Annotated in this window: 16 protein-coding genes; 3 read left to right on the forward strand and 13 right to left on the reverse strand. The window is 67.4% G+C overall.

All coding sequences use genetic code 11. The features are described from left to right. Positions 1–49: 49 nt before the first annotated feature. Positions 50–742, reverse strand: coding sequence for a LytR/AlgR family response regulator transcription factor (locus MYSTI_RS13485; RefSeq protein WP_015348311.1), 693 nt, complete (start codon positions 740–742; stop codon positions 50–52). Next, on the reverse strand, positions 739–2,430 hold the full coding sequence (locus MYSTI_RS13490; RefSeq protein ID WP_015348312.1) for a sensor histidine kinase: 1,692 nt from the start codon (positions 2,428–2,430) through the stop codon (positions 739–741). The genes MYSTI_RS13485 and MYSTI_RS13490 overlap by 4 nt, the downstream gene beginning before the upstream one ends. 136 nt (positions 2,431–2,566) lie before the next feature. Between MYSTI_RS13490 and MYSTI_RS13495 the strand changes: the two genes are divergently transcribed. Beyond that, a complete protein-coding gene (locus MYSTI_RS13495) occupies positions 2,567–3,973 on the forward strand; it encodes an alpha/beta fold hydrolase (protein ID WP_015348313.1) in 1,407 nt (468 codons plus the stop codon). 93 nt (positions 3,974–4,066) lie between these two features. Here the strand turns inward: MYSTI_RS13495 and MYSTI_RS43810 are convergent, their stop codons facing one another. Both MYSTI_RS43810 and MYSTI_RS13500 read right to left on the reverse strand, forming a co-directional pair. Continuing rightward, positions 4,067–4,219, reverse strand: coding sequence for a hypothetical protein (locus MYSTI_RS43810; RefSeq protein ID WP_169558634.1), 153 nt, complete (start codon positions 4,217–4,219; stop codon positions 4,067–4,069). A 9-nt stretch (positions 4,220–4,228) separates the two neighbouring features. Continuing rightward, a complete protein-coding gene (locus MYSTI_RS13500) occupies positions 4,229–4,450 on the reverse strand; it encodes a hypothetical protein (protein ID WP_015348314.1) in 222 nt (73 codons plus the stop codon). Between the two features lie 256 nt (positions 4,451–4,706). Here MYSTI_RS13500 and MYSTI_RS13505 point away from each other — a divergent pair, with 256 nt between their 5' ends. Both MYSTI_RS13505 and MYSTI_RS13510 read left to right on the forward strand, forming a co-directional pair. Beyond that, positions 4,707–5,519, forward strand: coding sequence for an N-acyl amino acid synthase FeeM domain-containing protein (locus MYSTI_RS13505; protein ID WP_015348315.1), 813 nt, complete (start codon positions 4,707–4,709; stop codon positions 5,517–5,519). A gap of 79 nt (positions 5,520–5,598) precedes the next feature. Then, positions 5,599–6,309 carry an iron-containing redox enzyme family protein gene (locus MYSTI_RS13510; protein WP_015348316.1) on the forward strand — a complete coding sequence of 237 codons (711 nt, stop codon included), beginning with the start codon at positions 5,599–5,601 and terminating at the stop codon, positions 6,307–6,309. 110 nt (positions 6,310–6,419) lie between these two features. Here MYSTI_RS13510 and MYSTI_RS13515 read toward each other — a convergent pair whose 3' ends face one another. The 9 genes from MYSTI_RS13515 to MYSTI_RS41760 form a co-directional block, all read right to left on the reverse strand. Beyond that, the gene (locus MYSTI_RS13515) at positions 6,420–7,517 is read right to left on the reverse strand and encodes a helix-turn-helix transcriptional regulator (protein WP_015348317.1); all 1,098 of its coding nucleotides are present in this window, start codon (positions 7,515–7,517) and stop codon (positions 6,420–6,422) included. A 198-nt stretch (positions 7,518–7,715) separates the two neighbouring features. Next, positions 7,716–8,366, reverse strand: coding sequence for a hypothetical protein (locus tag MYSTI_RS13520; protein WP_015348318.1), 651 nt, complete (start codon positions 8,364–8,366; stop codon positions 7,716–7,718). Between the two features lie 85 nt (positions 8,367–8,451). Further along, on the reverse strand, positions 8,452–9,255 hold the full coding sequence (locus MYSTI_RS40735) for a TPR end-of-group domain-containing protein (RefSeq protein ID WP_052351001.1): 804 nt from the start codon (positions 9,253–9,255) through the stop codon (positions 8,452–8,454). A 540-nt stretch (positions 9,256–9,795) separates the two neighbouring features. Further along, positions 9,796–10,341 carry a hypothetical protein gene (locus tag MYSTI_RS13530; RefSeq protein WP_015348320.1) on the reverse strand — a complete coding sequence of 182 codons (546 nt, stop codon included), beginning with the start codon at positions 10,339–10,341 and terminating at the stop codon, positions 9,796–9,798. Positions 10,342–10,478: 137 nt separating this feature from the next. Beyond that, positions 10,479–11,693: a methyltransferase gene (locus MYSTI_RS13535; RefSeq protein ID WP_015348321.1), complete on the reverse strand. Its 1,215-nt coding sequence runs from the start codon at positions 11,691–11,693 to the stop codon at positions 10,479–10,481. Positions 11,694–11,855: 162 nt separating this feature from the next. Next, a complete protein-coding gene (locus MYSTI_RS13540) occupies positions 11,856–12,677 on the reverse strand; it encodes a hypothetical protein (RefSeq protein WP_015348322.1) in 822 nt (273 codons plus the stop codon). 8 nt (positions 12,678–12,685) lie between these two features. Next, positions 12,686–13,750 (reverse strand): DUF4150 domain-containing protein, encoded by a 1,065-nt coding sequence (locus MYSTI_RS41750; protein ID WP_015348323.1) that lies wholly within the window; start codon positions 13,748–13,750, stop codon positions 12,686–12,688. Positions 13,751–13,754: 4 nt separating this feature from the next. Then, complete coding sequence (locus MYSTI_RS43815) at positions 13,755–14,771, reverse strand: 3-oxoacyl-(acyl carrier protein) synthase (protein WP_015348324.1); 1,017 nt, start codon at positions 14,769–14,771, stop codon at positions 13,755–13,757. After that, positions 14,768–15,886, reverse strand: a complete 1,119-nt coding sequence (locus tag MYSTI_RS41760; protein WP_015348325.1) for a DUF2169 family type VI secretion system accessory protein — start codon at positions 15,884–15,886, stop codon at positions 14,768–14,770. The genes MYSTI_RS43815 and MYSTI_RS41760 overlap by 4 nt, the downstream gene beginning before the upstream one ends. Positions 15,887–15,980: the final 94 nt, after the last annotated feature.

A 15,980-nucleotide genomic window follows, 5' to 3' on the forward strand; every position in this document is an offset into this window, starting at 1 on the left:
GCGTTCGACCGAAGTGGGAGGGCACGGCTCGCCGCGTGAACAAGCGGGCCTACGCCTCCAGTCGCTTGCGCAGGAGGGGCAGTCGGCTGCGGCCCACTGGCAGTCGGGTGCCGTCCCGCAGGTCCACGGACGTGCGCGAGCCCTCCGAGGCGACGAGCTCGCGGATGTCCGTCACTCGGACGAGATAGGAGCGATGGATGCGGAAGAAGTCGGCGGGGAGCAACTGCTCGAGCCGCTCCAGGCTCTTCTCGCTCAGCTCGGTGCCCCCTTCTCGCAGGACCAGCTCCGCGTAGTCGCCCGCGCCCTGGATGTACGCGACGGAGTCCAGCGGGACGAGAACCACGCCTCCGCCCTTCCTCACCGCGAGGGTGCGCAAGGGCGTGGCCGCGCGGCTCCCCACGCGGCCGAGCGCGAGGGCCAGTCGCTCCGGCGTGTACGGCTTGGGCACGAAGTCCAGCACTCCCAACTCGAAGGCGCGCAGGGCCTGGTCGGTGTTCGCGGAGACCACCACCGTCAGGAAGGCGCCCGCGGTCGCCTCCGCGAGCAGCGTGAAGCCGTCCTCGCCGGAGAGGTTCAGGTCCAGCAGCAACACGTCCACGTCGCGCCCGGCCAACTGCGCGCGAGCCTCGTCCAGACTCGCGCACACGCGAAGCGGTGGGGCTCCCGGCCCCAACCACTGCTCGCACAGCCGAGCGAGGCGGCGGGCCGCCAGCGGTTCGTCCTCCACGATGAGCAGCCTCACGCCGGCACCTCCACCCGCGTCATCCACCCCTCCTCGGTGGGGCCGTCCTGGAGCCCCCACGCACCGGGGAAGGCCTCTTCCAGGCGCGCGCGCAGGTAGCGCGAGCCGGTGCCGTCACCTCCCCCTGGGCCCTTGCCCGTCCCCAGGGGGGCGAGGAAGGCATAGTGCCGCCGCGGCTGGGCGCCCTCGGTGACGAGGCTGCCCTGGAGCCGGAAGGTGTGGGGCGAGACGTAGCGGTTGTGGCTGAAGGCGTTCTCCAGCAGCGTGTGCAGCAGCGCGGGAGGGACGGGGGCATCCAGGTCCACGCCCTCGGTCTTGAGGCGGAAGGCCGTGCCCTGTCGGCAGCCCATGACGTCCAGGTGGGCGCGGCACAGCTCCAGCTCGCGGGAGAGCGGGATGGTCCGCTCCCCCGAGACGGCGAGCAGGTGCCGGTACACCGTGCCCAGCGCCTCGATGAAGCGCACGGCCTGCGCGGGTTGCGTCTCCACCCACTCACTCAGCGCGCCCAGCGTGTTCATCAAGAAGTGGGGCTGCAGGCTGCGCTTGAGCAATTCCAGTTGCAGGCGCTCCGCGGCGCGCGTCGCGCTCTCCAGTCGCTCCTGCTGGCGGCGCTGCTGCTGGGCATGCACCACCGTGAGCCAGAGCAGGAGTCCCCCGAAGGCGAGGAAGAAGCCCCGGTCGGAGAAGCCCCAGGGCTCGAACAGGTAGAGCGCCACGGAGAAGACGAGCCCCGCCAGCGCGCCCCAGGCTCCGGGTTCTCCCCTCCGCCGCGCGCGCACCACGAGCAGTGCGGAGACAACGAGCGAAGTCCCGAGCGCGACGCCCTGCTTGTTGTCGAACCCCGGAACGAAGGCGAGCGAGAGCAGCCCGAACCCCAGTCCCATCCACCGCAGCCACCGGCGTGGCTCGCCGAAGGCCGCGTGCACCGTCGCCGGCAGCAACGCGGCCACCGCCAGCACCGTCCCAGCCAGCAGCCTCAGCCGCACCGGGTGCAGCGGATAGAGGTAGTTGGCGATCCCGCGCCACGCCTCCAGGAGGACCAGCGTCGCGGCGCAGAGGCACAACACGCCCAGCAGCAGCGTGGCGAGTGCGTCGCGAGTGAGCCGCACGCGCGCGAGGTGGTAGAGCCCCATCAGCACCAGCGCACCCAGCGAGCAGAGCGCCGGCAGCAGGCCGAACATCCGCGTCTGGGCCAGGGCCACGGCCTCACCCACCTGCACGCGGTGGAGGGTCCCCACGGGCTGGAAGCCGAGCCGATGCGCCGACACACGCATCGTCAGCACATGAGGGCCCGGCGCGCTGAGCTCGGGGGGAAGTGGCAACTGGGCATCGATTCGTCCCGGAACCTCCTCGGCGGACGTGCGCCCCACCTGGCCGTTGCGGCCCAGGGGGCTGCCGTCCCACCAGGCCTCCCATGACCCGAGCATCGACAGGGCGAGGGCGGGTGTCGGGGCTCCGGCTTCCCGGGCGGGCACCTCCACCTGGGTGCGCAGCCAGAAGGGGCCCGTCCCCTCATTCACCTCGAGCCTGTCCACCGTGCGCCAGCCGTGCGTGTCCCCGGAGAGCGCCACCTCCAGGGGGAGGTCGTCGGCATGCACCTGGACCTGTCCCTCTTTCACGGACGGCACCGCGGCCGAGGCGGAGAGTGAGAGCGCGAGGACTCCCGCGAGGAGGGTGGACGACATCATGGGCGCAGCATACGCAGCGCGGCCACGCCCCACGCGCGTTTCGGCGACGCCGCGAGACGTTGGGCGACGGGGGCCCCACGCGGCACGCGGGCCCCTGCATCCTCCGCTCAGTTGCTCGCCTCTCGGAGGAAAGCCCATGCGTGCCGTGCCCCTGCTTGCCCTCATCCTTCCGCTGTCCCTCGCCCAGGCTCAGAGCCTCCAGATGGAGCCCCACACCTTCCAGGCTCGCGATGGCCGCAGCGTCGAGGCCGAGCTGGGCACCCTCACCGTCCCCCTGCGCCACGCCCGCCCCGACGGTCCGAATCTTCCCCTGCGCTTCGTGCGCTTCAAGAGCACGAACCCCTCGCCCGGCGCGCCCATCGTCTACCTGGCCGGTGGCCCGGGCGGCTCCGGTATCGATGCCGCTCGCCACGGCCGCTTCGACCTGTTCCTCGCCCTGCGGGAGGTGGCCGACGTCATCGCGTTGGACCAGCGCGGCACCGGCCAGTCGAACCCCCATGTCGAGCTGGTGCAGTCCTGGGCCATCCCGCTCGACCAGCCCGCGGACGAGGCGCAGCTCACCGCCGCGGTGAAGAAGGCCGCCGCCGAGGCGAGCGAGAACTGGACCAATGCCGGCGTGGACCTGGGCGCGTACAACACGGAGGAGAACGCCGACGACTTGGAGATGCTGCGCAAGGCGCTGGGCGCGCCGAAGCTCAACCTCTGGGGCATCAGCTACGGCACCCACCTGGGGCTCTCGTATCTGCGTCGCCACACGCCGCAGGTGGAGCGCATCATCCTCGCCGGCATCGAGGGACCGGACGACACCTGGAAGCGACCTGCCCACGCGGAGGCGCTGCTCGCGCAATGGGAGTCCGTGCTGCGCGCGGAAGGGGCCAAGGGACCGGGCCTGAGGGCGCGGTTGGCCAAGCTCTTGAAGTCGCTGAAGCGCGAGCCCCGCGCCGTTGAGTTCGCGGACGAGACCACGGGAGAGCGCCGCACCTGGCGCATCAGCCACTTCGACCTTCAGCGCACCATCTTCGAGATGATGCGGGACCCCACCATCTTCCGGCGCTTCCTCGCGATGCTCCCGGCGTTGGAGTCCGGAGACTTCTCGCCGATGGTGCCTTTCGCGAGCATGCTTCGCGAAGGGGGGATGCGGCCGATGTCGCTCGCCATGGACGCGGCCTCCGGCGTGAGCCCGGCGCGACTCGCCCTCATCCAGCGGGAGGCGGCGAAGGCCCTGCTCGGTGGCAGCGTCAACCCGGGACCCGTGCTCGCGGGAGATGTGCCGGGCGTGCGTGACTTGGGTGAGTCCTTCCGCGGACCGCTGAAGGCCTCGGTGCCCGTGCTCCTCATCAGCGGCACCCTGGATGGGCGCACGAGCCCGGACAACGCGGAGGCGCTTCGCCCCGGGCTCTCCAAGGCCACGCACCTGGTGTTGGTGGGCGCGGGCCACGACGGCCTCTTCCAGTCGGACCCGCGCATCCTCGAGCGGATGAAGTCCTTCATGAAGGGCGAAGCGCTCCGTGACGAGCGCATGGAGATCAAGGCGAAGCCCTGACGTCGGTGACTCATCAGCCGCACACCGTCACCCCGAGGGACTCTGGGTGACGGTGCAGCATGAGCAGCTCCAGGGACGCCGGGGAGCCGCCTGTCATTTCGAGGGCGGCACCCGGCATGCGGCATGTCCCAGGATGACGTCCCCGTCCACGGTGCTCGTGGGCGTGGGCGTCCAGCCGGCCGCGAGCCGGGCGTCGAGGAGCTCATCCGCGCTGGGGCGACGGTCCCACACGGAGACCGCGTTCACTCCGCCCAGTCACGTGGTGTCGAAGACGAGATAGCTCCCGTCCTTCCAGGGCACCACCACGTCGTGGGTGAACTCGTCCTGGACCACGACCTCGGTGACATCTCGAGGCGGTGTATCGCTGAAGCCCCAGCGCACCACGTCCTGGAGCAGCGTGAGCGGAGCCAGCTCGCGCTCCAGCGCGTCACGCTGGTCCTGGGACAGGCCCCTCCGGTCGTGGGTCAGCGGTGCCATGGCCTGGAGCGTAGCCCGTTTCCTTTCGGCAATCCCAGGTGGCGCCGCCATCAAGGGCGCCCGGCGGGGGCGGAGTGAAGACACCTCCGACGCACCACGCGTGGAGGGGGCTCCGCGGACGAGGGGAGCCTGGGGTTGTGTCCAACGAAGGGGTGACTCTCCACGACGGAGGCTCGGTCGAACTCGCGTCTCCTGCGACGAAAGTACCTGCGAGGACGGTGAGACATCAGCCCGCCTCGCTACCAGGAGAGTACCCATGACCTGCATGCACTGGCGCTGGCGTGTTGCCGCGACCCAGCGAGAGCTTGATGACGTGGCTCGCATCCGCTGGGCTGTTTTCGGCGGAGAGCTGGGACTGCTGTCCCCGCAGTCCGCGCTGTCCCGGCGGGAGGTGACGTGTGTCGACACGCTCGACACCACGGTGCACGTGCTCGTCTACGCGGGCCACGAGCCGGTGGCGACGATGCGCGTGGCGTTGCCCAACGCGGAGGTCGCGGCGAACCAGGGCGGGAAGGTCGGCCTCGAGATGGAGCAGCGGGTGGACCTCTCGGGTCTGCTCCAGCCGGGCCGGGTGGTCGCGGAGCCCTCGCGCTTCTGTGTGTTGCCGAAGTGGCGGCGCTCGGAGGCCGTCACGTGGCTGCAGGCGGGCATGTACGTGGAGAGCGTGCGCCGCGGGGTGACGCACTGGATTGCGTCCACGAACCTGGAGACGGACTCGCCCGAGGACGCGCTCCTCGCCTGGCGGGTGGCGGAGCACCGGGGGTGGCTGAGCCCTCACTGGCGCGTGGCCGTGCCCGACCCGCGGAGCGCCCCGGTGCAGCCTCGCAACCCCTACTACACGCCCGAGGAGCGGGCGCGGGCGGCGCAGGGGCAGTTGGACGGGCTGCGGCTGCCCAGGGCGCCCGTGCTCTTCGCCCGGACGATGGGGGCGCGCTTCATCTCGGAGCCGCTCTACGACGCGTATTTCCAGTGGTTCACGCTGCCGCTCGTCATGGCGCTCGATGAAGTTCCGGCGGACTCCGTGGCGTGCTTCCGCGCGCTGGAGCAAGGCCTGCGTCCGGCCGCCTAGGCCGGGACGGTTTCTCTCTTCCCTTCACCTTCAACACGCAGTGACCGGGAGCCTCGAAGGCACCGGATAGGAGACGTACGTGCAGACCCAGACGGAGCATGGCGTGGGAGTGAGCTGGTTGGCGGCGCTGGACGTGGAGGCGCGAGGCCTGGTGGCGGCGGTGGACGCGCGGCCCGATGGCCGGCGCCTCTTCGAGGGCACCATCGACAAGGCGGGCTACATCCACTACCTCGTCCAGACGTACCACTACGCCCGCTGGAGCACGCCCATCCTCCGCGAGGCGGGCGAGCGGTTGCAGCAGCTGGGCCGGCACCCGGAGCTCGCGGAGTTGTTGGTCCAGAAGGGGGAGGAGGAGCGGGGGCACGACCGGTGGTTGCTGTCGGACCTGAGGAACCTGGGGTGCTCGGAGGAGTCGGTGGAGACGGCGGTGAAGTGCCCGGCGGTGGAGGCCTATACCGGGTGGAACTTCTTCACGTCGCGCTCGGGTGTGCCCACGGCGGCGTTGGGGACGGCGTACGTGCTGGAGTACCTGTCGCAGACGCGAGCGGGCGTGTGGGCCGAGCGGCTGCGGAAGGTGTCCACGATTCCGAACATCCGCAAGTCGGTGACGTTCCTGCGCAGCCACGGGGCGCTGGACGGAGACCACGTCGCGGAGATGGCGCGGCTCTTCGCGGGGCTGACGGAGACGGAGGACCAGGAGGCGATCCTCTTCTCGGCCCGGGTCGCTCGGAGCGTCTACCCGTGCATCTTCCGTGAGGGCGTCACGGCCACTCTACCCCGCGAGAGGTAGAGACACGGGCATGCGGGCTGGGAGAACCTCCCGTTTGAACCCAAGCTTGCGGGAGGCACTTTCCCACGGAGTCCCTCGCGGCGGATGGTCGCGAGGGCGTGCGGGCTGAGTCAGACAGGTCTGTTGAGGTGGGCGACCTGGTAGAGGAAGTCGGCGCGGCAGTCGACGCCGAGCTTGTCGAAGAGGTTGCGCACGTGTGTCTTGACGGTCTCGCCGGAGATCTCGAGCTCATCGGCGATCTGCCCGTTGGACCAGTTTCGAAGCACGCCCCTCGCGACGTCGAGCTCGCGAGGGGTGAGCTTGCGTTGCATGTGAAAGGGGATCGGGATGGAGTGGGGGAGCTCGGACAGGAGGAGGGCCCACTTGGGCGTGCTGTCATCGGAGGGCAGCTCGACGAAGCGGCAGGTGCGGTAGGCCTCGGGATGATTGAGGACCCAGAGGTTCTTGCCGAGCCGCGCGTCCGAGTTCATTCCGATGAGGGCGTCCAACCGCTCCTTGAGGACGCGAGGCAGCCCGGAGGTCTTGTCGATGTCCGAAGGCGTGGGGAACCAGCGCTCCAGCAGCGAGGTGGCGAGGGGCGTGCGGTGCACCTCGCGCGCGGGCGGTTCGAAGACGAGATAGGCGGAGTTCTTGCGGAGGTAGAGCTCTTGAAGCAGCTGGGCGCCGGCGGCCATGTTCTGGACCGCCTGGCAGTTGTCCAAGGTCGTCGCCCAGGTGCTGGTGATGCTGGAGAGGGCGATGGCGTTCTGGGAGGTGAAGGGGCGTCGCTCGTGCCGGTAGAACGCGAGGGCGGCGACGAGGCCCGGGCTGATGGGCACGAGGACAGCCATGATGTGTTCGAAGGGCAGCCTCAATTCCAGGCTGCGTTGGTAGATGAGGGTGCCTTCGTACTCCGCGCGGGAGAGCAGCTGGGTGTCGAAGACAGGCACGCCGGGCCGGGCGAGGATGGGGGCCCGCAAGAAGTCCTGCTCGACCAGGCCGGCATACTCATTGAGGATGGGAATGGGAGTGCCTGGGACGTGCCAGCGGAAGTCGGGGGCTGGCGCGAGGCGCATGATGCACAGGGCCATGGAGTCTGCCTGGACGAACTCGAGCAGCGGCTTTCGAGTCGCTTCCAGCAGCTTCGGCAGGAATGGCGAATTGAGGGCTGCGGTGACCTTCTCCCGGACCAAGAGTTCACTTGAAGTGAAGTCTGCTGGGTTGAACATCCGGCGCTCCTTGTCAGGCAACCCCGTGAGGTGTGCGGGGATATCCCTACTTATAGGCCCTGGCTGGAAATCATTCCCTCCCCCCCAGGGGTGATTGACGGAAAACCAATCGGGCATGGCCCCCGGGGTGGCGGGTCAAAGGGGACACGGTGTCCGCGCTGGACGGAGACCCTTGGGACACAGCGCGGTCCCAGAGCGTCAAGTGAGGCGGTCGAGTGCAGCGTGCCATCGGGTGACTTGTCCTGGCGTCACGTCGAGGCGCGCAAGCCACAGCTGGAAGTAGTGCTCCAACTCGGCGGACCGGGGATGCCTCCCCCGGTGATAGCGAATGAAGTCCTTGTAGTTCTGGACCTTGTCCGCGCGGAGCATGTCGTTGACCTCGGGCTCCTTGCTGAGCGCGATGTCTTCGGGGGTCTTCAAGTCCGGTCGATGGGACAGGGCGGCGTTGGCTGTCTCCCGGTAGTCCAGCGCGAGCGCGAGGATGCGCGGGTCTTCACTCACGCCGTCGACAGGCGGCAGGGAGAGGTCCGCGTTCATGGCGAGCGCCTGGGTCCAGGCGGCCGTGCGCTCATCATCCTCCTGCACCAGGGGATGCAGGCAGTACGCGCGTTGGGCCTGCTCGGTCGCGCCCAGGGCTCGGAGGACCCACAGCCCCTCGTCGATGTGTTGCAGGTAGAGAACGCCCGACCGTCGAGCGCGGCGCTGTCCGTAGAACCTCTGAATCGCGAGGTACTCGCGAGCATCCGCGTCCATCCCATGAGGATGACAGTCGGCCGCGGTGGGCTCCACCTTCAACAGCGCCAGCGATTCTGGAGCCCCGCGGCAGTTGCGTGACGGGGGCCTGCGCATGGGCCCTCGGCTGCCCGTCCGCGGGACCGCCGCCAGCGCAACACGTCTTGGCGGCGGTCTTGGTTGGGGGGCCCTTCGCGCGGGACTACCGCGGGCGGGCGTTCATCGTCTCGACCTTCTTCCGCGCGTCCCCCAGAGGGGGCACGTTCCACTTCGCGCGCTCCTCATCGGTGATGGAGGGGTCCACGGTGTACAGCTCCCACTTTCCTTCCACGACGCGGAACTGCGTCCCGTACAACTGGGGCTTGCCCAGGTTCATCAGTTCGCGGTCCTTCGAGGCCGCCGCGAGCCAGCGCGCCTGCTTGAGCGCCGGGTCCAGCTCCGAGGCCTTCACCGCGAGCGAGTGGGAGCGCTGGAAGTCGGCCACCTCCTTGCCGTGCTGGAACACCATGGCCGCGTGGAAGTAGTCGAGCGCCACCTTCGCGCCGCCTCCGTCCAGGATCTGCTTCACGCGTGCGCGGCGCGCCTCGTCACGGGCGCTGACGACCTTCCAGTCGAGCTTCGTGACGTCCGGGCCCATCCGGTCACCCTGGTCCGCCTCGTAGATGCCGAGCAGCTCCTCGTTCGCGCCCTTCAGGGTCGCCGCCTTGTTGGCCTTCGTCTGGGCGACGGCCTCTGCCCAGCGCGTGTCCGAATGCAGCGCCGTCAGGTCCGTGTCTCGCTCCAGGTGGGCAGAGTCCTTGAATCCGCGCTCGTTCGCGAGCCGCAGCGCCGCGAAGGCCGCCTCCTTGTCTCCGGCCAACGCCTGGCAACACGCGATGGAATAGGCGCTGTTCGAATCCGCGGCCGGGTCCGCCCGGTCGGCCTCGCTGAGCATCCGCGCGCATTCGACGTACTGCTTCTGGTCATAGGCCGCCATGCCTTGCGCCTGCAACGCCTTGACGTTCACCGGCGCGCTCGGGGTTGGGGCTGGCGCTGGGGCAGGCGCCTGCGAGGAGGTTGCGCAGCCGGGCGACAAGGTGAGGGCACAGGCGGCGATACAGATTCCCGCCAACGGCTTCCATCGCTTCGCGAGCATCGGGCTTCCTTCTGGGTTTCCACCCACCACGGGGAAAGCCCCCTCATATCCCAGCCACGCGCGAGCGGCCTGTTCGTGTCTCGAGATCCCGGTGCGCTCTCCTCCGTGCGCCAGCAACGGCCGTTCGCTCAACGGGTCTGATACCGGGCTCCGGCTACATCCTGGCGACGGCGCGGGTGCGTCGAAAGCCTCGACCGTGATGCACACCGTCGACGACTGTCTGCCGTTGATGGCCGTGCGCCCTCCCTGGTGCGGACACGTCGCGGGCATGGGCGCCTGCGCACGGAGGATCGGCGGTCTTCTTCAGTGGCGTGCCCGCTGATGGATGCACGGGCCTCCCTTCGTGGCGCGGGTGTTCCCGTCCACCCTGGGGCGGCCGCCAGGGCAGGGCGCCCGAGGAGAGCTGCGCCCCTAGTTCCAAGGGTAGGACGGCTCGAAGGTGCTGTGGTCGCTCAGCTCGAAGGGGAGCTTTCCTGTCACGACGAGGCCCACCTCTCGGCCCTGTCGGACGCGGCCGGGGACGCCATCCGGGCCGAGTCCTCCGCCTTTGTTGCTCAGGGGAATACCGATGCGCACGCCCAGGGACCCGTAGATGCCCGTGAGGAACGGGGTGAGCTGCAGCCCGGTGGTGGGCAGGTGCTCCTGGGTTCCCGTGGAGTGGTAGACGCCCAGCTCCAGTCCGGCGAAGACGAGGGTGCCCTGGATGCCGCCGGCGAGGCGGGCGTGTCCCTGGGTCATCCACTGGGCCTGGGCGAAGAGCCCCAGACTGTGGACGTCGTTCAACCAGTTGAGGGTGGTCTCCAGCCCCAGGCCGAAGCGGGGTTGGTCCGCGAGGTCGTGGATGCTCACGAGCGGGCCGACGGTGAGCCAGCGCTCATCCTTGGGGAAGGAGATTTGTGCCTGCGACGCGAAGGGGAGGAGGACGAGGACGAGGGCGAGGAGGAGACGTGGGGGCATGGTGTGCTCGAGTTGCAACGCGCGGACCCTGGGGATGTCTCATCGGTGAGGTGGTGGGGACGTGTGCAGCGGGGTGCACGGTGCGCAGGGGATGGCACGAAGCGCCGAGACGCGTCGGCTGCGTGCCTGTGGAATGCTCAGGTGCTCCGTGACGCGATGAGCACGAGGTTGCGAGGAGACAGCCGCGGCTCGAAGAGCTGGAGGAGGTCGACCGCGAAGCCGAGCTCTTCCAGGAGCATCGCGCGATCCAGCAGGAGCACGACCTCCAACGCCCTCGCGAAGCGGTCCCTCAGCAGATGGCAGAGCAGGAGGTCCCTCGTCTCGGCGCGAACGGACACCTCGAAGGCCTCCAGTTGGGCGACGGTCAGGCTGGTATCGAGTCCCAGGCGCTCCAACCGGTCGCGCGCGTAGAGGGCGAAGGGGCCGTCATAGAGCCCTTTGGGCGCGTCTCCCGCTCTCACGAAGTCCTGCTCGGGAAAGTGCTGCTTCGCCAGGAGATGGAAGGCGAAGCGCCACGCGTACACCCGCTTCATCCTCGCGAACTCCGCGTCGGTCTTCCGCGGGCGTCCCCGCGTCGTCAGCGCCAGGGCATGTGGGGTGAATGGGAGAGGATGCTCGCGCCCGACGCGGGAGACCGGGTAGTCCCGAGGGAGCTCCAGCTTGTCGTAGCAACAGCCGATGTTCAGGACGAAGCCCGCCCCCTGGCTCTTGCGGATCTGCGTCAGCGCGAGCGGCCCGCAGGTGTGCAGTCCGAGGGACGCCCGGTCCTGGCCGGAGAAGAGCGGATCGATTCGCGGCTGGAGTCCGTCCTCGACGGAGGCCTGGATGAAACACAGGGTGTCCTCGCCGGAGGGGCGGGTTCTCGTCAGCCACCGTCGCCCCTTGTCCTGCAGGGCGGCGTCCCGATCAATGCTGTGGAAGGTCCATCCGAACGTCCGAGCACAGAGGCGCGCGAGGTGCCCCATGCCGCCGCCGATATCGACCGCCTGTTGGATGGCGCGTGTCCTCGGCCCGAGCAGGGAGAGCATCCGCTCGAGCTCGTGGGCCTTCTTGTCGCTGAGGCCCTGTCGCTCCATGACGGTGAGCGGGTGACGTCCTTCGTGCCAGGGCAGCGCTGTCAGTTCCTCGAGGGCGCCCAGCAGCGCACTCAAGGAGGCGGGAGGGGTGTCCACGAGTGCCCCCTGGTCCAGCCGCCGCTCGCCCGCTTCATCGAGCGACCGGGCATAGGCCAGCCAGTCCTCGGGATAGGAGGCGACGGACTCGGGCCAACCCTGGAGGATGGAGCGGGACCAGAGCGGGGACCAGGGCTGGAGTTGGTGCGTGAGCGCCTCGAGCCGCGCCTGGAAGTCCATGGTGGCGCATCCTATGCGCGGCCGCGGTCGTCCGCTGGGGCAAGCGAAGCGGGTGACGTCGTACGTGGTGGTCCTTCCCTTTTCGCCGCCGTCCCTGGATGCGGGACGTGTTGTCAACCTGCCCCCCGAACTGGAGCAGGCCCTGGTGAGCACGTGGGGGAATCAATCTGACAGTGGATTGCCGAAGAAGTAGCGCGTGCCATCGAGAAACGGAGCACTCCGTGGGCTCGCCAGGAAGTCCTCGGCGATGGCGCTTGCACTGAGGGGCTGAAAGGACCGATCTGCCTTGTAGAAGGCACTGCAGTCGATGCCTGTGGATGCTTCGAACTTTCGGCGGTACGAGAAGGGGAAGTATGGCTCTCGTGCCTTCGCGACGATGCTCTTCGCCATTCGCCGGGTACTGGTAGGCTCGCCCAACCAGAGGCACACGTCCGTCGTTCCGAATCGCTCAGCCAATTCCTTCCAGCGTCGCTCAACCATCCTGCAATAGTCGTCGACACTTTCGAACTCATCGGGGAGTGGCAGGAGCCCCTCCGGATGGAGAATGTCGGAGAGCATTTCTGGAACGCTGGGAATGTCTGGAAGGTTGTGAGTCGCCCGATGGAATGCGACAAGAAGGGGCACGTCACCCAGCTTGCCTCGGCTGGCAATGGCTTCCGCAGCATAGAAGCTTAGATCGTAGCCTTCATGGCGCTTCAGGGTCTCCTTGAGGCTGGCGAAGATGTCACTGGGGCCTGCATCGCCTAGCAGGATGCAGGCTGCCTGCTCAAAGGTTCCACCGAGGTCCTCTTCCAGAAGAGGAAGCAAGTGCGGAAGAGCGCCGAAGTCGCCCTTCTTGGCCCGCGCAAACGCGAACGCCCAGCCATACCAGGGTGTTCGCTTCCAGTTGCGTGGTGGCGGGGCGTCCGGGGGAACCGATGTCGCGCCAAAGTAGCCTCGGCGCTGAAAGTCGAGGTAGTCGAACTCGTACTTTGAGTCGTCCATTTGTCACCTCATTCCTGGAAGGCGTTGAAGGCCGCGTCAATGTCCCTGCACGAGGGGCACAGTTGCCCATGGGCTTGCAGGTTGGTGTTGTCGGATTTCGACTGATCCCCTGTGGGGCATCCGCCTGCCGCTTTGGGCGTGAGGTGATTGACCTGTCGCTCCTTGCGAACCTCCGCGACAGAGGGAGACCGGCCTAGTTTGACGGCCAGTTCTCGTTGAACCCTTCGTTCCGAGGGGATCCCTGCCTTGCGCTGATAGGTAGGGCGATAGGCATTCCACGAGCTTTCGATGGCGCGCTGTTGTGCGCGGCGCCCAGGACCTGGCGGAGGGCGGCCGTAGAAGACATCACACGGCGGCTCAGGGAGTACTCGCGTCTTTTTCGTGCACGTGCAGCCTTTGCGTTCCTTCGCCCTGGCGGCAAGCGACCGATATTGTTTCTTCATGTCGCGCGCCAAGGTCCTGCGTTCTCCATCCGACATCGGATTGTTCGGGCCGCGCAGTCGTTGCCTCTCCAGAACTTGCTTGTCGATATTGTCCAGGTACCACTCGTCTCGCGACATCGGTTTGCCCTCGGCGTGCTTGGGGCCGCCGCAGCATGGGCACTTGTTCTCGGCTATCCGGCCCAACGCGACCTTTACCATGGTCTCCGTGTTGGGCATGGGGGGCGTGCTGCCCGGATAGCTCGCGTGATTGCTCGTCGTGATATCGAGGTGCCGGCAGACGTTTTTGCCCTCGACGACGACATCCATTGAGTGAGCCTGGAAGTAGGTTTTGCCCGTGATGGTGTGCGTCAGCATGCTGCCGCCGAAGTTCCTCGTGGCAGCCTCGTTTCCCAGTGGCGAGGACTTGTAGAAACTCTGCCCCTTGAGCGCGAGTGGCTTGCCGCCGATCATGACGGTCTTGCTTCCTTGTTGAAGATCCCGGGCGGAAGACGTGTTCGGGTAAGGCACGGGCACGGGCCCCGCTGGAGGCGGCGGCGGACTCATGCAGACGTCGGGAAATGCCGCGATGACCTTCGCATCGCCAGCCTGGTGTGCGACTTCCATCCCATTCGCGTAGACCTTCTTGCCCATGAGCCTACCCCCCTCTTTCAAGGACAACCGCGGCCCGTGCACCTTCATCGTTGCCGGCGAACCCGATCGCCCGCGGACCTGGCGCATACTTTCGCGCCCAGCTAGCCATGGCCCAGAGCAACCCACACAATCCACCGGCGGCTCCCGTGTCTCCCAGTGGCTCTGCTGACAGCCAGAGTGGGAACTCAGCACGGCGCTCACGCAGCAGACGTGAGACGAGCAGCGATTGCTCCTTGAAATAGAAGCTCTCTCCTGAGGCGTCGGAGACGCGGAAGTCGAGCTCATGAAGCTGTAGGTTGGCTTCGCGCAAGGCACCGCGCGCCGCGGTGATCAGGCCATCCGCGCGCAGCGGGAGGTCGTTGTCGAGGGCCGCGGATTCCTTGCCGAAGCCGAGTCCGCGTAGCGTCGCCAGTGCCTGCATCCTGTCCGGGGAGAGCAACATCGCGGCGGCCGCCTCACCCGGAATGATTCCATCGGAGTTTCCCTCGACCAGGAGGCGCTGTTGGTCGGAGAGTCTGAGCAGCGTGCGTGCGCACAGCATGGATTCCGCTGCGGCGACAATGCATGGCTGACCCGTGCGAACAAGTGCACGGCCTCGCTCGAGGGCCACATATCCGCCGTAGGAGCCTTCATTGAAGACGTGCAGGTTTTCAGGCGCAATCCGCAGGTCGAGCGCGTTGGAGAGTGCCTCGGACAGGAGCGGGATGGAGCAGGAGAGTCCGTGGAGGAGAAGGGGGCGGGCCAGGAACAGAGGTGTCTGCTCGAGTTCAAGATGGTCTACCTGTCGCGCGATATCCCGGAGTGCGTAGGTGAGCAGTGCAATCCACCGCTCGTCAGCCGATGCCTCTTCACGCAGAGGCGTGAGGAGATATGAAGCGACGATCTCGCGTCCGTCGTCATCATGGTAGGGGGAGATGCTCTTGCGCGTGAGTCCAGCGCGCATCGCCGCGCATGAAGTCTGCCAGGTCAGGCCCACGGGAGTGGCCATGCCCGCCGCCCGGATGTACGTGGGACGGGTCATCGTGACTGTCCTCGACGTTGCTCGCGCAGCCAGGTGACCGCGGCGCCGAGCCCGGCGAATACGGGTTTGCCATTACGATGGCCGAGAGGAGTGGACGCTGTTCTAGCAGGCCGCTCGCCTATCAGGATCTCCCGCAACGCCGTGAGCTTTTTGCGAAGAGGTACGCTGGTACGCCAGACCAACATGGCGAGCCCGAGATGTGGCTCGAGCGTGATGGTATCCAGTACGGGGGTCCGGAGAAGATCTCCATCGAGAAAGCGAAACCTGACTGGGAGGTTCAGGGTCGGAATGACGTAGTGGACGGGTCCTTCTTCGGCCATGTGGACGCAGCGGATTCGCTCGCCGCCCCGGAAGTGCGGGAATTGCTGGTCGACCGGCGCACACTGGTGGTAGCGGCTGTCAAAATCCGCGGGGAGAAAGGGTGCACATTCGTCGCGCCAATGCTCATCATAGGTGCCTCCATGGGCAACGCGTGGTTGCCAGGCACGACCCACGCAGCCAAGGCCGGCGGGCTCGTGGCGGTCTCGCGGTGACGAGATGGTGTCACCCCTCCGTTCGATGTTGGGCACGTGTGTGTTGACGATGAGTGCTGCACTTCGATGCGGATGGAAACCCATTCCGACGAGGTTGCGTGGCTCGACGACCACGTGCCCGGCACCGCGGCTATCGTCCTGGCCTCCGAAGGCCAACTCGAAGGTGAGTGGCATCTTGATGAAGGGGAGGGGCTTGCTGGCGACAACGCCCCTGAGCGAGCGCTCCCAGCGCCTCTCTCCGTAGACCATCAGGTCTTTGGTACGACCCTGCACCTCGAGGCGTACAGGCAACACCGTGACCCGCTGACTGCCAGGCGCGACCGCACTACCGACAACGATGACGTCCGTGAGTGGTTTCTCAAGCACGAAGTCGCACTCGTACCGAACACTGGAGGAGCCCGGATTGCCATAATGCTCATCGGCGGTGACGAGCGGCCGCTGTTCAGTGGCCAGCGTCATCTCGCCCCGTGTGTTCGTTTGGAATGTGCCCTTGAGGGCAACGACGCAGTGGTCTCGAGCGCCTTTGTCAGTCGCGACGCTCAGTCCAGCTTGAAGTCCGGTCGTATTGGAGGTGATCTCCATGGTTCTGAGATGCCAGGTTACCAGTAGGACACGGGTGATTTTTTCATCCTACCACGGTGAATGAGGTCGCGCCCCGAGTTCGCATGCCAGGGAT

This window comes from Myxococcus stipitatus DSM 14675, assembly GCF_000331735.1.
Lineage (GTDB): Bacteria > Myxococcota > Myxococcia > Myxococcales > Myxococcaceae > Myxococcus > Myxococcus stipitatus.

Excerpts from the sequence above, each read along its gene's own strand:
- MYSTI_RS13500 (WP_015348314.1), bottom strand. The coding sequence starts at position 4,450 with ATGGCACCGCTGACCCACGACCGGAGGGGCCTGTCCCAGGACCAGCGT.
- MYSTI_RS13505 (WP_015348315.1), top strand. The coding sequence starts at position 4,707 with ATGACCTGCATGCACTGGCGCTGGCGTGTTGCCGCGACCCAGCGAGAG.
- MYSTI_RS41760 (WP_015348325.1), bottom strand. The coding sequence starts at position 15,886 with ATGGAGATCACCTCCAATACGACCGGACTTCAAGCTGGACTGAGCGTC.
- MYSTI_RS13490 (WP_015348312.1), bottom strand. The coding sequence starts at position 2,430 with ATGATGTCGTCCACCCTCCTCGCGGGAGTCCTCGCGCTCTCACTCTCC.
- MYSTI_RS41750 (WP_015348323.1), bottom strand. The coding sequence starts at position 13,750 with ATGGGCAAGAAGGTCTACGCGAATGGGATGGAAGTCGCACACCAGGCT.
- MYSTI_RS13540 (WP_015348322.1), bottom strand. The coding sequence starts at position 12,677 with ATGGACGACTCAAAGTACGAGTTCGACTACCTCGACTTTCAGCGCCGA.
- MYSTI_RS13535 (WP_015348321.1), bottom strand. The coding sequence starts at position 11,693 with ATGGACTTCCAGGCGCGGCTCGAGGCGCTCACGCACCAACTCCAGCCC.
- MYSTI_RS13515 (WP_015348317.1), bottom strand. The coding sequence starts at position 7,517 with ATGTTCAACCCAGCAGACTTCACTTCAAGTGAACTCTTGGTCCGGGAG.
- MYSTI_RS13495 (WP_015348313.1), top strand. The coding sequence starts at position 2,567 with ATGCGTGCCGTGCCCCTGCTTGCCCTCATCCTTCCGCTGTCCCTCGCC.
- MYSTI_RS13520 (WP_015348318.1), bottom strand. The coding sequence starts at position 8,366 with ATGCGCAGGCCCCCGTCACGCAACTGCCGCGGGGCTCCAGAATCGCTG.
- MYSTI_RS13530 (WP_015348320.1), bottom strand. The coding sequence starts at position 10,341 with ATGCCCCCACGTCTCCTCCTCGCCCTCGTCCTCGTCCTCCTCCCCTTC.
- MYSTI_RS43815 (WP_015348324.1), bottom strand. The coding sequence starts at position 14,771 with ATGACCCGTCCCACGTACATCCGGGCGGCGGGCATGGCCACTCCCGTG.